Genomic DNA, 16,424 nt, shown 5'->3' with positions numbered 1-16,424 from the left:
GGCGGACCTCGGCCTCGCTACGGCAGGACCGCGTACAGCACCTGTCCGTCCGGCCCGCCGGTCACCTCGCGCAGCCCCCGCGCCGCGCCCGGCGGCAGCCCCCGGTCCACCACCCACCGCACGCCGTACTCCCGCTCGATGTCCCGCCGTTCCCCGGCCGGCGTCCCCTCCGCGAAGTACCGGCCGGTCGCCGCCCGGCGCTCCTCCTCGTCCGGCAGGAAGAAGTCGGGGTAGCCCGGCGCCACGGTGTACGCCCCGTAGGCCGGGATCTGCCGGGCCGGGTGGGTGCGGGCCATGACCACGTCCCCGTACCGCACCCAGGGCGTGATCCAGTGGTAGCCCTCCCAGGGCTCCCGGTAGCGGGACTCGACGGCCGCGGGCAGCGTCCCGCGGCCGACGACGTATCCGAGCACGCCCGCCTGGGTCCACGCCCCCGCGGCCAGCGCCACCGCGAGCGCCCCAGCCCAGGCGGCCCGGGCCGCGCGGCTCCCCACCCGGGCCGCCTCCAGGGCCGCCGCGAGCTGCGCCGGGATCAGCGCGGCGGGCAGCGCGCGGCCCCAGGACCAGTGCCCGCTCAGCCCGCCCGCCGCGCACACCAGCGTGCCGAGCGCGAAGAAGAGCACCAGCGCGTCCCGCCGGTCGCGCCGCCGGCGCGCGGCCAGCGCGGCCACGCCGAGCAGCACCAGCCAGTACCGGCCGGGCAGGTCCCGGTAGAGCGACCGGTGGATGTCCTCCAGGCCGCTCCCGGCGCCGGACAGCGCGAAGAAGTCGTAGTACGGCCATGCCCCGAGCACGATCGCGCCGAGCAGCAGCCCGGCCGCGAGCCGCCCCCACGCCGCCCGCCCGGAGCGGGCCGCGAGCACGGTGGCGAGCGCGCCCAGCGTGGCGACGACCCCGGTGAACTGGTGGCAGAGCAGGATCACCGCCCACAGCACCCCGAGTCCGAGCCAGGCCCCCCACCCGGCCCGCCGGTCGGCGCCCGTCACCCGGGTCAGCCCGGCCCAGAGGTGGAAGGAGAGCCCCAGCGCGAACACGCTCGGGTACGCCGCCGTCAGCGCCAGCGAGTGCAGGCCGAGGAAGCCGCTCCACGCGAACAGGTCGGTGCCCCACAGCAGTGTCAGACAGAGCAGGGCGAGCGCGGGCGCCGCCCGGCGCGCGCTCAGCGTGCGCACATACGCCCACACGCCCGTCACCAGCAGCGTGAGCCCGGCCAGCGCGCCGCAGCGCAGTACGACGAAGACGGAGCCGCCGCCGGCCTTGGCCAGCGCGCCGAGGACCAGCGTCCACGGGGAGTAGTACGGGCTCGGCGTGTCCGCGTCGACCAGCGGGTTGCCGGGGCTGACCAGGCTGTGCCGCAGCCGTTCGACGGTGGCCGCGTGCAGGCCGAGGTCACCGACCCACGGGAGCCGGACCACGGCGAGCAGCAGCAGCGCGAGAAGCAGGAGAAGGAGGACGTAGAGGGGGACGACCGCCGGGGGGACGGCCGCGGTGCGCGGCGACGCGGCGCATGTCGTCGAACCGGAACGCCCAGTCACCCCGCCACACTATCCGGATTGCCTCGAATGCCCGGAATGGCTGGAAGGGTGATGTGGCGGGGCGCCCCGGGCCGCCGTGGACGCTGCTGTCACGTCCGCTGCGGCCCGGGGCGCCCCGGGGCACGGCCCGGCACGGCCGCGCGGCCCGCGCGGCCGTGCCGACCGGCTACGAGTGCGTGCGCAGCAGTGTCCGCATGGTCCGCATCGCCACCGAGAGGTTGGCCAGGTCGAACGCGTCGGAGCTCTGGATCTCCTCCAGCGTGGCGCGGGCCCGCCCGAGGATCGCCGCGTTCTTCTCCTCCCACACCTTGAACCGCTGCTCCGGCGTCGAGGTGCCGTTGCCCGCCGTCAGCACGTCGGCGGTGAGCGCCGCGTGCGCCGCGTAGAGGTCCTCGCGGATCGCCGCGCGGGCCATGGACTGCCAGCGGTCGGCGCGGGGCAGGTCGCTGATGCGGTCCATCATCTGGGCGATGCCCAGCCGGTCGGCGAGGTCGTAGTAGACCTCGGCGACCGCCAGCGGCTCCTGGCCCGTGCGGTCGGCGACCGAGACGATGTCCAGCGTCGGGAAGGCCGAGGAGAACCCGGCCACCCGGGTGGCCGTCTCGTCCGGGACCCCGGCGCCGGTCAGCTCGTCGTGGATGCGCTGGTACCAGTCGGCGTCCGCGCCGCGCAGCAGCTTCGGCAGCTCGGCCCAGACCCGCTCGACCCGGTCGGCGAAGAACTCGACCGTCTCGGCGAGCTGGAGCGGCTGCGGCCGGTTGTTCAGCAGCCAGCGGGTGCCGCGCTCGACCAGCCGGCGCGAGTGCAGGCGGATCCGGGTCTGGACGGCGGCCTCGGCCTTGTTGTCCAGCCGCTCCACCGAGTCCCACACCGGGTAGGAGCGGAAGACGGCGCGGGCCGCGGTCTGCGCCCGCACGATCTCCTCAAGCGAGGCGCCGGTCTCCTCGCGCAGCCGGTGCAGATACGTCGTACCGCCCGTGTTGACCGTGTCGTTGACCAGCACGGTCGTGGTGATCTCGCGGCGCAGCGGGTGGGTGTCGATCCGGTCGGTGAACTTCTCGCGCAGCGCGCTCGGGAAGTACGCGTGCAGCAGGCCCTTCAGGTACGGGTCGTCGGGCAGCGTGGTGGCGAGCAGCTCCTCGGCGACCGTGATCTTCGTGTACGCCAGCAGCACCGCCGTCTCCGGGCTGGTCAGGCCGCGTCCGGCGCTGAGCCGTTCACGGATCTGGCGGTCGGTGGGCAGGAACTCCAGGGCCCGGTCGAGGCGGCCCTCGCGCACCAGGTGCTTCATGAACCGCTGCTGGGCGTGGAGCATGTCCTTGGACTGGGCCAGCGCGTTGGAGAGCGCCGCGTTCTGCGCGTAGTTGTTGCGCAGCACCAGGTGGCCGACCTCGTCGGTCATCTCGGCGAGCAGCTTGTTGCGCTGCTTGACGGTCATGTCGCCGTCCGCGACCAGGCCGTTGAGCAGGATCTTGATGTTCACCTCGTGGTCGGAGGTGTCCACGCCGGCGCTGTTGTCGATGGCGTCGGTGTTGACCCGGCCGCCCTGGGTGGCGAACTCGATCCGGCCGAGCTGGGTCAGGCCCAGGTTGCCGCCCTCGCCGACGACCTTGACCCGCAGGTCGGCGCCGTCCACGCGGATGGCGTCGTTGGCCTTGTCGCCGACGTCGCCGTGGGACTCGGTGGACGCCTTGACGTAGGTGCCGATGCCGCCGTTCCACAGCAGGTCCACCGGCGCGCCGAGAATGGCCCGCATCAGGTCGGCCGGGGTCATCTTGGAGACCTTCCCCTCGATGCCGAGGGCCTCCCGGATGTGGGCGTTGACCGGGATGGCCTTGGCCGTGCGCGGGAAGACGCCGCCGCCGGCCGACAGCAGCGCGGTGTCGTAGTCGGCCCAGGAGGAGCGGGGCAGCTCGAAGACGCGGCGGCGCTCGGCGTAGGAGGTGGCCGGGTCCGGGTTCGGGTCGATGAAGATGTGCCGGTGGTCGAAGGCGGCGACCAGCCGGATGTGCTCGCTGAGCAGCATGCCGTTGCCGAAGACGTCACCGGACATGTCGCCGATGCCGACGACCGTGAAGTCCTCGCTCTGGGTGTCCGTGCCCAGCTCCCGGAAGTGCCGCTTGACGGACTCCCAGGCGCCGCGGGCGGTGATGCCCATGCCCTTGTGGTCGTAGCCGGCCGAACCGCCGGAGGCGAAGGCGTCACCGAGCCAGAAGTTGTACGTCTCGGCGACCCCGTTGGCGATGTCGGAGAAGGTCGCGGTGCCCTTGTCGGCGGCGACGACGAGGTAGGTGTCGTCCTCGTCGTGCCGGACGACGTCCGCGGGGGGCACGACCTCGCCGGCCACCATGTTGTCGGTGATGTCGAGCAGGGCGGAGATGAACGTCCTGTAGCTGGCGATGCCCTCGGCCAGCCAGGCGTCCCGGTCGACGGCCGGGTCGGGGAGCTGCTTGGCGACGAAGCCGCCCTTGGCGCCGACCGGCACGATGACGGTGTTCTTCACCATCTGCGCCTTGACCAGGCCGAGGATCTCGGTACGGAAGTCCTCGCGCCGGTCCGACCAGCGCAGGCCGCCGCGCGCGACCTTGCCGAAGCGCAGGTGCACGCCCTCCACCCGCGGCGAGTACACCCAGATCTCGAACGCCGGGCGGGGCGCGGGGAGGTCGGGGATCGCCTGCGGGTCGAACTTCATGGAGACGTAGTCGTGCGGCCTGCCGCCGGCGGCCTCCTGGAAGAAGTTGGTGCGCAGGGTCGCCTTGATGACGGTGAGGAAGGCCCGCAGGATGCGGTCCTCGTCCAGGCTCGCCACCTGGTCCAGGGCCGCGTCGACCTCTTCGAGGAGGGCGTCGACGATCTCCCGCCCGGCGCGCTGCCGCTCGGGCGCCATCCGGGCCTCGAACAGGGAGACGAGCAGCCGGGTGGTGTGCACGTTGTCGCGGAGGGTGTCCTCCATGTAGTCCTGGCTGAACGTCGACCCGGCCTGCCGCAGGTACTTGGCGTACGCGCGCAGCACCAGCGCCTGGCGCCAGGTGAGCCCGGCGCTCAGCACGAGGGCGTTGAAGCCGTCGTTCTCGGCCTTGCCGTTCCAGGCGGCGGCGAACGCGTCCTGGAACCGCTCGCGGGCGTCGTCGCCGAGGTGGTCGGCGCCGCCGGCCACCGTCTTCGGCATGCGCAGGCCGAAGTCGTAGATCCACGCCGTGGTCCGGTCCGAGCAGCGCAGCTCGTAGGGGCGCTCGTCGGTGACCTCGACGCCGAGCCGGCTGAGCACCGGCAGCACCGCGGAGAGGGAGACCGAGCCGCCCTTCTGGTAGATCTTGAAACGGCGTTCCTCGGGCGTGGCGCCGACCGGTTCGTACAGGCTGAGCGCGAAGGTGTGCTCCTCGTCGAGCCGTTCGAGGTGGCCGAGGTCGGCGACGGCCGAGCGCGGGCCGTGGTCTGCCTTGTAGCCCTCGGGGAAGGCACCGCCGTAGCGGCGCAGCAGCTCAGCGGCGTGCTCCTCGCCGAACTCGGCGGTGAGCGCCTCGGCGAACCCGTCCGACCAGGAGCGGGCGGCCGCGACGAGGCGGGCCTCGATGCGGTCCCGGTCGGCGTCGGAGAGCTGCTCCAGCTCGGTGCCCTGCGGGACGCGGACGACGAAGTGCAGCCGGGAGAGGATCGACTCGGTGTTCCAGGCGGTGAAGTCGACGCTGATGCCGCCCAGTTCCTCCTTGAGGATGTCGATGATCCGCAGCCGTACGCCGGTGGTGTAGCGGTCGCGGGGCAGGTAGACGAGGGCGGAGTAGTAGCGGCCGTACTCGTCCTGGCGCAGGTACAGGCGGAGCCGGCGGCGCTCCTGGAGGTAGAGGACCGAGGTGGCGATGGACTGGAGTTCGTCGGCGGGTGTCTGGAACAGTTCGTCGCGCGGGTACGTCTCCAGGATCTGCAGGAGGTCCCGGCCGTCGTGGCTGTTGGGCGAGAACCCGGCCCGCTCCAGCACCTCCGCCACCTTGCGCCGGATGACCGGCACGCGGCGCACCGACTCGGTGTACGCGGCGGAGGAGAAGAGGCCGAGGAAGCGGCGTTCCCCGACGACGTTGCCCTCGGCGTCGAACCTCTTGACACCGATGTAGTCCAGGTAGGACGGCCGGTGCACGGTGGAGCGGCTGTTGGCCTTGGTCAGCACCAGCAGCCGGTGCTCGCGGGCCTTGGCGCGGGCGTCGGCGGGCAGCCGCTCGAAGGAGGGGCTGACGGGGTGGCTCTCGTCGGTGTCGTGGTGCGGGTCGGCGCGCAGGATGCCGAGGCCGGTGCCGGGGACGGCGGCGAGGGAGTCGTCGCCGCGCAGCTCGTACTCGCGGTAGCCGAGGAAGGTGAAGTGGTCGTCGGCGAGCCAGCGCAGCAGCTCGCGGGCCTCCTCGACCTCCTGGCCGTCGAGGTCGCCGGGGGCGGGCTCGCCGGGCAGCGCCTCGGCGAGGCGGACGGCCGCCTCGCGCATCTTGCCCCAGTCCTCGACCGTCTCGCGGACGTCGGACAGGACGCGCAGCAGGTCGGCGGTGATCTGCTTCAGGTCGGCCCGGTCGGTCTCGCGGTCGATCTCGACGTGGATCCAGGACTCGACGTGCGCGTCGTGCGGGAGGTCGTCGGTGGGCGGGGTGGGGAGCACCTCGATGAGCTTGCCGGTGAGGTCGCGCCGCACCACGAACTGCGGGTGGATGACGACGTGGATGCCGCGTCCCTGCCGGGTCAGCTCGTTGGTCACCGAGTCGACGAGGAAGGGCATGTCGTCGGTGACCACCTCGACCACGGAGTGGCTGCACGTCCAGCCGTTCTCCTCGACGGTCGGGGTGTGGACCCGTACGTTGGCCGTGCCCTGGGGCCGGTTCTCGGCCAGCCGGTGGTGGGAGACGGCCGTGCCGAAGATGTCGACCGGCTCACGCGCGCCGAGGTCCTCGGGCGCGGTGTGCCGGTAGTAGCGCTTGAGGAACGCGAACACGGTTTCACGGTCCGGGGTGCCCGGGGTGCCCTCGTCCGTCGTCCCAGTCGGTAGATACCCCCCGACCGGGCTGTTCTCAGCTACCCGGGCCGCCCTGTCGAGCAGCTCGGCCTTGGCTTCGTCCAGCTTGGTCTGCATTGTCCTCTGGCTCCTGTCGCGCGCCGTTGCGTGACGTAGAAGGAAGTACGGTCTGCCGCCCTCCGACGTGACGCCCAGACGCGGGGTGTCCGGTCTCATCCGACGCTATGCCGCAAGGGGAGATGAGCGGGGGCATATCAGCCATGTCCGACGCAACCGCCGGGTGTGACACCGCTCTCGTCGGTGCCACCGTCCGGAGTGTGCGCGGCACCCGGGGCGGCGTCGCCGCCCCGTCCCGCCCGCGAAGACCAGCGACCGCCGCCCGGTCACGGATGTCGTCCGTGCACTCCGGGCGCAGGGCAGGGGCAAGGATGCCCCCGCGAACTATCGCGCTGATCACGCCACCAGGCTATCGCTCCCCGGCCGGGACCCGTCACGAGCCGTATGTGTACAAAACCGGGGGTCGAACTCTGCCGTTCCGCACAGCTACGACGCGAGGGGGCGGCGGGGCGAGGGGGCGGCGGGAAACGTCTGCCAAGGGGAAACGTCCGCCGGGGGCGAGCCGTCGCCCGGCCGCTCCGCTCCGCTCACGTCACGCCGCCAGCCGCTCGGCCTCCTCGACCGCCTCCGCCAGCGTGTCCACCACCGGCACGCCCACCCGCTCCAGGCTGGCCCGGCTGTGCGAGCCGCCGGTGTAGAGCACGGCCCGCGCGCCCACGTGCAGGGCGGCCACCGCGTCGTCGGCGGCGTCCCCGATCACCACCGTCCGCGCGGGCTCCACCCCGGCCAGCGCCGCCAGGTGCCGGACCATGTGCTCCGCCTTGCTGCCGCCGGAGGGGCCGGTGCGCCCGTCGACGCGTATGAAGTGCGCCTCGATCCCGAAACCCCGCACCAAAGGGAGCAGTTCGTCGTGGCCGTACATGCTGAGGATCGACTGGCTGCGCCCCGCCGCCCGCCAGCTCGTGAGCAGTTCGGCCACCCCGTCGGCCAGGCCGCACGCGACCCGGTGCTCGCTGTAGTGGCGGTGGAAGGTCTCGTCCATGACCGCCCACTCGGCGTCCGTGGGCAGCCGTCCCAGCAGCCGCTCGTAGAACTTCGGCACCGGCACGCAGTACAGCGCCCGGTACCGCTCCATGGTCAGGGGCGCGAGCCCCAGTTCGGCGAAGGCGGCGTTGGTCGCCCCGATGATCGCGTCGTTGTCGTGGAACAGCGTGCCGTTCCAGTCCCAGACGATGTGTGCCCCTGTCTGCGTCCCCATGCCGGAAAACGTACCCGCCACCACTGACAGTGAGGAGCCGCCGAGGAGCCGCCCCGGCCAGCCGGCCGCCCGGTGGGTCCGGTGGATCCGGTGGTCCGGTGGGTCCGGTACGTCCGGCCCGCCGGCGTCAGTCGCCGAGTCCCACCAGGCTCGGGATCTCCTGCGTGGCGTACCAGAGCAGCTCGTGGTCCTCGGCCCCGTCCACCACGAACCGGGCGTCGCCGTCCCCGCCGTCCGCCGCCGTGAGCGCCTCGGCCGCGGCGGTGACGTCCGGCTCCGCGTCGGCGGAGTCGAGGTGCACCGAGGCCGCCTCGGCCAGCCGTACCGTCCCGGTGAGCCGGACCTCGCCGAGCGCCGCCGGGTCGGGCCCGCGGCCGGGGTCGGCCGAGGCCGCGCCGTCGGCCACGTCGACGGCGACCACGACCCGCCGCCGGGGCGCCCCGGCGTCCGCCGCCAGGAGCCGGAGGGACCCCAGGGCGGCGCGGTTCAGGGCGGCGTACTCCAGCTCCTCGATGTCGTCCGACAGGTACCACTCGCGCAGCGCGGGCGTGACGGCGTAGGCGAGGAGCGGCCCGGTCCCCAGCTCGCCCGTCCGGTGCGCCTCGGCGAGGCCGGGAAGGGTCAGAGGGACGTAGACGCGCATGGCTGGCCGCTTTCGTGGTCGGGGGACCCGGAGCGTTCCGGTGACGGCGGAGCTTCGGGAGGTCCTTCAGGATACGTGCGGTGTCCTCTTTCGGGTTGCCGGCGGGGACGGCGGAGGCGTCCACTCCGCGCCCCGGCGTCACCCGGTGCCGACCCGCCCCGCCCGGGTCCGCACCCTGCCCCGTCCCCCTGATAGGTGAATCCGTCCGGCCGCCCCGACCGGTCCCGCACCCCTTGCCTTTCCCTTCCCCCGCCCCGTACAAGATCCGCAACCACGAAGTTACCGCCCGGTAGAGGCCGGGCCGCCGAAACGGGGATTCCATGGAGAAGGTCATGACCAGGGCGCAGCACCGCCGACCCGGCTCCCGCCCGCCCGGCCGCCACGACCACCGGCGTCCCACCGGAACCCCACCGCGCGGACCCGGCACGCCCGCCGCGCCGCGGACCTCGATGCCCGACGACCGTCCCCCGGGCCGCCCGGCGGCCCCTCCGCGGGCCCGCACCCGCCCCGCGGACACCCGCCCGGCCACCACCCGGCGCCCGGGCGCCCGAACGGCCCGCTCGGCGTCCCAGACCGCCGTGCCGGCCGCCGTGCGGACCGTCGCCCACGCGGTACGGACGCCGGTCGCCGCGCCGCCCCCGGCGCCGGCCGTCCCGCTTCCCCCGGCTCCGCCCGTCCCGGCCCAGGGCGCCGGCCGGGCCGTGCCGCAGCCGTGCCCCGCCGACCTGTTCGCCGAGCGGCTCCTCGCGGTGCTGAGCGGGCGGCGGCCCGTGCACGCGATGCTCCGGCACACCCGGGGCCGCGCCTACGACGAGCTGGCCCGGCTCGCCGAGCGCGGCCCCCTGCGCACCCGGGGCGCCCACCCCGTCGTACGCGACCTCGGCTGGTTCGCGCCGCGGCCGGGTGCCGTGGAGGTCTTCGCCCGGATCGGCGCGGGCGACCGGTTGCGCGCGATGGCGTTCCGTCTGGAGTGCGGCCCCGACCTGCGCTGGCGCTGCACGGCCGTGGAACTGGGCGGCCCGCGCGAGCCCCACCCGTCCGACGGCTGACGCCCGAGGGGGAACAGGCCGAAGGGCCGGGCACCCGCGAGGGTGTCCCGGCCCTTCCACCACGCCGTCGCCGGCCGTCAGGCCGGCGGCGTCACTTCTTGCGGCGCCGCCCGGTCTTCGCCTGCTTGCGGCGCTCCGCGCGCGTGAGACCGTCGGCGGACGAGCGCACCGGCTCCTCCTCTTCGGTGACGTCACGCTCGATGACGCCGCCCTCGCCGTCCACGGTCGGCGCCGACAGGTGCAGGTTCCGCCGCTGCGGGGCGTCCAGGCCCTTGGCGCGGATCTCCGGACGGGAACCCGCCTGGGCCGGCACACCGTCCTGCGGACCCTTCTCCAGGGAGGGCCCCTCGTCCTCGACCGGGACCTCCTCGACCTGCTGCTCGACCTGGACCTCCAGGTTGAACAGGTAGCCGACGGACTCCTCCTTGATGCCCTCCATCATGGCGGTGAACATGTCGAAGCCCTCGCGCTGGTACTCGACCAGCGGGTCCTTCTGCGCCATGGCGCGCAGGCCGATGCCCTCCTGGAGGTAGTCCATCTCGTAGAGGTGCTCGCGCCACTTGCGGTCCAGGACCGACAGCACGACCCGGCGCTCCAGCTCCCGCATGATCTCGGAGCCGAGCTGCGTCTCGCGCGACGCGTACTGCTCGCGGATGTCGTCCTTGATGGACTCGCCGAGGTACTCGGCGGTCAGGCCGGCCCGGTCCCCGGCCGCCTCCTCCAGCTCCTCCACGGTGACCTTCACCGGGTAGAGCTGCTTGAAGGCGCCCCACAGCCGGTCCAGGTCCCAGTCCTCCGGGAAGCCCTCGGCGGTCTCCGCCTGCACGTAGGCGTCGATCGTGTCGTCCATGAAGTGCTGCACCTGCTCCTGAAGGTCCTCGCCCTCCAGGACGCGGCGGCGCTCGCCGTAGATGACCTCGCGCTGCCGGTTGAGGACCTCGTCGTACTTCAGGACGTTCTTGCGGGTCTCGAAGTTCTGCTGCTCGACCTGCGACTGGGCGGACGCGATCGCGCGCGTGACCATCTTGTTCTCGATCGGCACATCGTCCGGGACGTTCGCCATGGACATCACGCGCTCGACCATCTGGGCCTTGAACAGGCGCATCAGGTCGTCGCCGAGCGACAGGTAGAAGCGGGACTCGCCGGGGTCGCCCTGTCGGCCGGAACGACCGCGGAGCTGGTTGTCGATACGGCGCGACTCGTGCCGCTCGGTGCCCAGGACGTAGAGCCCGCCGAGGTCCTTGACCTCCTCGAACTCCGTCTTGACGGCCCGCTCGGCCTTCTCCAGGGCGGCCGGCAGGGCCGCGGCCCACTCCTCGATGTGCTCCTCGGGGTCGAGGCCGCGCTGGCGCAGCTCCGCCTCGGCGAGATCGTCGGGGTTGCCGCCGAGCTTGATGTCCGTACCGCGGCCGGCCATGTTGGTGGCCACGGTCACGGCGCCCTTGCGGCCCGCCTGGGCGACGATCGTCGCCTCCCGGTCGTGCTGCTTGGCGTTGAGCACCTCGTGCTGGATGCCGCGCTTGGAGAGCTGCTGGGAGAGGTACTCGGACTTCTCGACCGAGGTGGTGCCGACCAGGATCGGCTGGCCCTTCTCGTGCTTCTCGGCGATGTCGTCGACGACCGCCTCGAACTTGGCGACCTCGGTGCGGTAGATCAGGTCGGACTGGTCCTTGCGGACCATCGGCCGGTTGGTCGGGATGGGCACGACCCCCAGCTTGTAGATCTGGTGGAACTCGGCGGCCTCGGTCATGGCCGTACCGGTCATGCCGGACAGGCCGGGCTGTTCCTTGTCGTCCTGGTCGTGCCGCTTGTAGAGGCGGAAGAAGTTCTGCAGGGTGATCGTGGCGAGCGTCTGGTTCTCGTCCTTGATGTCCACCCCTTCCTTCGCCTCGATCGCCTGGTGCATGCCCTCGTTGTAGCGGCGGCCGGCGAGGATACGGCCGGTGTGCTCGTCGACGATCATGACCTCGCCGTCGATGACGACGTAGTCCTTGTCCTTCTTGAACAGTTCCTTCGCCTTGATGGCGTTGTTCAGATAACCGACGAGCGGGGTGTTCACCGACTCGTACAGGTTGTCGATGCCCAGCCAGTCCTCGACCTTGGCGACGCCGGACTCGTGGATGGCGACCGTGCGCTTCTTCTCGTCGACCTCGTAGTCGCCGGTCTCCTCCAGGCCCTTGAGGGGGTTGCCCGCCTCGCCCTTCTTCAGCCGCGTGACCAGCTTGGCGAAGTCGCCGTACCACTTGGTGGCCTGGTCGGCCGGGCCGGAGATGATCAGCGGCGTACGGGCCTCGTCGACGAGGATGGAGTCGACCTCGTCGACGATGGCGAAGTTGTGGCCGCGCTGGACCAGTTCGTCCTGGGACCACGCCATGTTGTCGCGCAGGTAGTCGAAGCCGAACTCGTTGTTCGTGCCGTAGGTGATGTCGCACGCGTACATCTGGCGGCGCTGGGCGGGCGTCATGTTGGCGAGGATGCAGCCGACTTCCAGGCCCAGGAACTTGTGGACGCGGCCCATCATCTCGGAGTCGCGCTCGGCCAGGTAGTCGTTGACCGTGATGAGGTGGACGCCCTTGCCGGACAGCGCGTTCAGATAAGCGGGCAGCGTGCCGACGAGGGTCTTGCCCTCACCCGTCTTCATCTCGGCCACGTATCCCATGTGCAGGGCCGCGCCGCCCATGATCTGCACGTCGTAGTGGCGCTGGCCCAGCGTGCGCTTGGCGGCCTCGCGGACGGTGGCGAACGCCTCGGGCAGCAGGTCGTCCAGGCTCTCGCCGTCGGCGTAGCGCTGCTTGTACTCATCGGTGAGGGCCCGCAGCTCGGCGTCGGAGAGGTCGACGAAGTCCTCTTCGATGGAGTTGACCTGGTCCGCGATGCGGTGCAGCTTGCGCAGGATCTTGCCTTCGCCTGCACGCATGATCTTCGAGAGGACGGACACGGGGGTTGGTCTCCTTGCCGGTCGGGCCTGGGACGGTCGTTTTCCATGGACGTGGCTGAGCAACGGCCATCGTATGCGAGGACCCCGCCGCCCCGGGAGGCCCTGCGGCGACGCCGGCCGTCCACCGCCGCACGCTGTTTCCAGTGTGCTCCTGCTTCGGCTTCCACTTCCGCTCTCCGTCCGCTTCCGACAAGGACAACGTCCGGGCCCGGCCGATGGTGCCGCGTCCCGCCCACGAATCACGCGGAACGTGACCGCCCGCACGCTCACGGTCAACCCGCGCGCGCCGGGTGAAAAGGATGGCGCCCGGCGCACACCGGCGCGCAGAATCGCCCGATGGAACCCCACATCCTCACCACCGACCGCCTCCTGCTGCGGACGGTCGGCCCCCGGGACACCGACGCCGTCCACCGCGCCTGTCAGGACCCCGACATCCAACGCTGGACCGTCATCCCCTCCCCCTACCTGCCCGAGCACGCGCGGAGCTTCACCGGGCAGATGGTCCCGGCGGGCTGGGCGAACGCGACGATGTTCACCTTCGGGACCTTCCTGCCCACCGGCGACCTGGTCGGCATGACGGGGCTGACCATGCTGTCCCCCGGGGCGAGCGAGATCGGTTTCTGGGGCGCCAAGGAGCACCGCGGCCGCGGTTACGTCACCGAGGCCGTCCTGACCGTGTCCCGCTGGGCCTTCACCACGCTCTCCGTCGACCGGGTGGAGTGGCGTGCCGAGGTGGGCAACACGGCCTCACGCGCGGTGGCCGAACGGGCCGGCTTCACCATGGAGGGCACGCTGCGCTCCGCGGTCGACAACAAGGGCGTACGGCGTGACTGCTGGGTCGGTTCCCTGCTCCCGTCCGACCTGGGCCTGCCGTCGACGGCGCCGTACACACCGGCCCGCCCGTAGCGCCGCGCGGCTCCCGTCGCTCCGCACCGGCCGGGGCCGTGCGTTGTCAGTCCCACCCTTTATCGTGCGGACGTATGACGACCTCTCCGCGCCCGGTCACCGAACTGTCGGCAGACGAGGCCCGCCGCATCGCCCTGCGGGCCCAGGGCCTCCTCGGCGCCCCGGATCGCCGCGGCGGCGTCCGCGGGGTCCTGCGCCACCTCGGCGCGGTCCAGCTCGACACGATCTCCGTCCTCGCCCGCTCGCACGAGCTGGTGCCGTACGCCCGCCTCGGCGCGGTGGACCGCAGGACGGTCGAGGCGGCCTACTGGGGACCCGGCCCGGGCACGGCGCCCGCGGCCCGGCCGCACGCCTTCGAGTACTGGTCGCACGCCGCCTGCGTCCTGCCCATCGAGGAGTGGCCGCACTTCGCCTTCCGCCGCCGCGCCTACCGCGCCCGCCCGCACTGGAACCACGAGCTGCCCGACGGCGCCTACGACCAGGTCGTCAAGCAGTTGCGCGCCGAGGGCCCGCTGACGGCGACCGAGCTGGGCGGCGCGAAGCGCACCAGTGAGTGGTGGGACTGGTCGAGCGCCAAGGTCGCCGTCGAGCGCGCGCTGATGTACGGCGAGGTGGTCTGCGTCGAGCGCCGGGGCTGGAAGCGGGTCTACGACCTGGCCGAGCGGGCCGTCCCCGCGGAACTGCTGCACGACACGCTGGACGACACCGAGTGCCTGCGCCGGCTGGTCGCGCTGGCCGGCCGGGCCCTTGGCGTCGGTACCCGCGCGGACCTCGCGGACTACCACCGCCTGAGGAACGAGCAGGTCGACGCGGTGATCGCCGACTCGGGGCTGGTCCCGGTGACGGTGGCGGGCTGGTCCAGACCGGCCTGGGCGGACCCGGTGGCGCTGGCGACGCCCCCGCGCGGCCGGCACCGTACGACCCTGCTCTCGCCCTTCGACTCGCTGGTCTGGGAGCGGGCGCGCACCGAGCGGATCTTCGGCTTCACCCACCGGCTGGAGGCCTACGTCCCCCGGCAGAAGCGGATCCACGGCTACTTCGCGATGCCGGTCCTGGCCGGCGGGCACCTGGTCGGGCGCGTCGACCCGGGCCGTGAGGGCCGCACGCTGGTGGCCCGGCAGGTCACCCTGGACGGCCGCCGAGCGGTCCCCGCGGTGGCCGGGGCCCTGGTGGAGGCGGCGGGCTGGGTGGGCTGCACGGGCGTGCGCGTGGAGCGGGTGGACGCGCCCGAACTCCGCGAGCCGCTGACCCGGGAGCTGGCGGCGCTCCTCGCCTGACCGGGCGCGGCCCGGGCGGCGTCGGCGTCGGCGTCGGCGTCAGCGTCGGCGTCAGCGGATTTCGAGGATCTTCTCCCGCATCGCGTAGACCACGGCCTCCATCCGGGAGTGCAGTTGCAGCTTCTCCAGGATGTTGCGCACGTGGTTCTTGACGGTGTTCTCGGAGATGAAAAGCTGTTTGGCGATGTCGCGGTTGTTCATTCCGGTGGCGACGAGCTTGAGGACTTCCAGTTCCCGGTCGGTCAGCCGGGGCGCGGGCACCAGCCGGCGCTCGTCGGTCCGCTGGATCATCGACTTGAACTCGGTGAGCAGCTTCGACGCCATGGAGGGGCTGATCTGCGACTGTCCGTCGGCGACCGCGCGAATGGCGGTGGCCACCTCGTCCGTCGAGATCTCCTTCAGGAGGTAACCGGTCGCGCCCGCCTTGATCGCGTCGTAGAGGTCCGCCTCCTCGTCGCTGATCGTCAGCATGATGATCTTCGCGCTGGGGGCCACCTCCTTGATGGAGGTACACGCCTCGATACCGCCCCGCCTGGGCATCCGCACATCCATCAGGATGATGTCGGGGAGCAGGTCGGCGGCCTTCTCGACGGCCTCGGCCCCGTCCCCCGCCTCGCCGACGACCTGGATGTCCTCCTCGGCGGCGAGCACGATCTCCAGTCCGCGGCGGAAGAGCGCGTGGTCGTCCACGACCAGGACTCTGATCGGTTCCCCGCGTTCGGTGCCCGCCTCCGGGCCCATGCCGACGACGCCGCCGACGGCATCCGCGTCCTGCATCGGTCCGAAGCTGTCCGCCATGGTTCCTCCCCCTGATGGCCGTGGCCCATCAAGCCGGGCCGACGCCAACCCAAGGCAACGACCCACCGGTTGGGCCGTTGCGGCCATGATTCCATGCCGGACCGACATCGGGATGACAGCGCGGCGCGCGAATGGGTCGCACGCCGGTGCCCCTGGGGGCGCACGCGCGCTCCAGGGGCACCGGATCCACTGTCATCGGGCGGAATCAGCCGCCGAGCACACCGCCCGCCTCGGTGGCGGGCGCCTGGGCGACCATCGTGTCCGTGGTCAGGTGGATGACGCCGTAGTCGTAGGCGTGCCGGCGGTAGACGACGCTGGGCTCCTTGGTCTCGGAGTCGACGAAGAGGTAGAAGTCGTGCCCGACCAGCTCCATCTCGTAGAGCGCCTGGTCGAGGCTCATCGGCGAGGCCACGTGGGCCTTCTCGCGGACGATGAGGGGGCCGTCGCCCTGGACCTCCAGCGGTCCGATCTTCTTGACGGGCACCCCGTCCTGCTCGCCCTGCGGCACGGCGTCGCCGTTGCTGTCGAGCGTCGCCACGCCCGGGACGACGTCCGCCACCTCAGCGGCCGGGATGCGGCGCGAACCGCGCCGCGAGTAACGCTTGTCGTGCTGCTTGCGCAGCCGGGCGTCGAGCTTTTCCGCCGCCAGGTCCAGCGCCGCGTACGGGTCGCTCGCCGCCGCTTCCGCCCGGATCACCGGACCGCGGGAGTGGAGCGTGATCTCCACTCGGTCGCTGCGGTCGGCCTGTCGGGGGTTGGGCTCCTTGGACACCTCGACGTCGAGGCTCATCACCTTGCCATCGAGCTTCTGGATCTTCTCCAGGTTCAGCTTGTCGGCCACGTGCTTCCGGAACCGCTCGGGCACCTCGGTCTTGCGGCCCTTGACGACGATGTCCACGCAGAACTCCGTTCCCGGATCACTCCGCTTCGACGGCGGAGCATCTCCCTTTCACACCAGGTCCCGGGGGTCTCC

At 72.2% G+C, this 16,424-nt stretch carries 10 protein-coding genes; 3 read left to right on the top strand and 7 right to left on the bottom strand.

Annotated features, from left to right (window positions below):
- Positions 1-17: 17 nt before the first annotated feature.
- From ABEB00_RS23250 to ABEB00_RS23235, 4 genes are all read right to left on the bottom strand, one after another.
- Complete coding sequence (locus ABEB00_RS23250) at positions 18-1,535, bottom strand: hypothetical protein (RefSeq protein WP_425586558.1); 1,518 nt, start codon at positions 1,533-1,535, stop codon at positions 18-20.
- A 166-nt stretch (positions 1,536-1,701) separates the two neighbouring features.
- On the bottom strand, positions 1,702-6,642 hold the full coding sequence (locus tag ABEB00_RS23245) for an NAD-glutamate dehydrogenase (protein WP_345622014.1): 4,941 nt from the start codon (positions 6,640-6,642) through the stop codon (positions 1,702-1,704).
- A gap of 532 nt (positions 6,643-7,174) precedes the next feature.
- Positions 7,175-7,840 (bottom strand): HAD family hydrolase, encoded by a 666-nt coding sequence (locus tag ABEB00_RS23240; RefSeq protein ID WP_345622013.1) that lies wholly within the window; start codon positions 7,838-7,840, stop codon positions 7,175-7,177.
- Between the two features lie 127 nt (positions 7,841-7,967).
- Entirely contained in the window at positions 7,968-8,483 is a 516-nt protein-coding gene (locus ABEB00_RS23235; RefSeq protein ID WP_345622012.1) for a DUF6912 family protein, read from the bottom strand.
- 320 nt (positions 8,484-8,803) lie between these two features.
- On the opposite strand from ABEB00_RS23235, the gene ABEB00_RS23230 reads away from it, so the two are divergent.
- On the top strand, positions 8,804-9,532 hold the full coding sequence (locus ABEB00_RS23230; RefSeq protein WP_345622011.1) for an Rv3235 family protein: 729 nt from the start codon (positions 8,804-8,806) through the stop codon (positions 9,530-9,532).
- Positions 9,533-9,623: 91 nt separating this feature from the next.
- On the opposite strand, the gene secA is transcribed toward ABEB00_RS23230, so the two are convergent.
- A complete protein-coding gene (secA, locus tag ABEB00_RS23225; protein ID WP_345622010.1) occupies positions 9,624-12,470 on the bottom strand; it encodes a preprotein translocase subunit SecA in 2,847 nt (948 codons plus the stop codon).
- A 336-nt stretch (positions 12,471-12,806) separates the two neighbouring features.
- Here secA and ABEB00_RS23220 point away from each other — a divergent pair, with 336 nt between their 5' ends.
- Together ABEB00_RS23220 and ABEB00_RS23215 are read left to right on the top strand one after the other, a co-directional pair.
- Positions 12,807-13,376, top strand: coding sequence for a GNAT family N-acetyltransferase (locus ABEB00_RS23220; RefSeq protein WP_345622009.1), 570 nt, complete (start codon positions 12,807-12,809; stop codon positions 13,374-13,376).
- Positions 13,377-13,450: 74 nt separating this feature from the next.
- Positions 13,451-14,653 carry a winged helix-turn-helix domain-containing protein gene (locus ABEB00_RS23215; RefSeq protein WP_345622008.1) on the top strand — a complete coding sequence of 401 codons (1,203 nt, stop codon included), beginning with the start codon at positions 13,451-13,453 and terminating at the stop codon, positions 14,651-14,653.
- Positions 14,654-14,704: 51 nt separating this feature from the next.
- Here ABEB00_RS23215 and ABEB00_RS23210 read toward each other — a convergent pair whose 3' ends face one another.
- On the bottom strand, positions 14,705-15,451 hold the full coding sequence (locus ABEB00_RS23210) for a response regulator (protein WP_345622007.1): 747 nt from the start codon (positions 15,449-15,451) through the stop codon (positions 14,705-14,707).
- A gap of 205 nt (positions 15,452-15,656) precedes the next feature.
- Positions 15,657-16,349, bottom strand: a complete 693-nt coding sequence (gene hpf / locus ABEB00_RS23205) for a ribosome hibernation-promoting factor, HPF/YfiA family (RefSeq protein WP_345622006.1) — start codon at positions 16,347-16,349, stop codon at positions 15,657-15,659.
- Positions 16,350-16,424: the final 75 nt, after the last annotated feature.

Origin of the sequence: Streptomyces ziwulingensis (assembly GCF_039542605.1) — a bacterium.
Classification (GTDB): Bacteria; Actinomycetota; Actinomycetes; order Streptomycetales; family Streptomycetaceae; genus Streptomyces; species Streptomyces ziwulingensis.
Note: the sequence above shows the minus strand (reverse complement) of the source record. Positions and strands in the feature narration are given on the sequence as shown.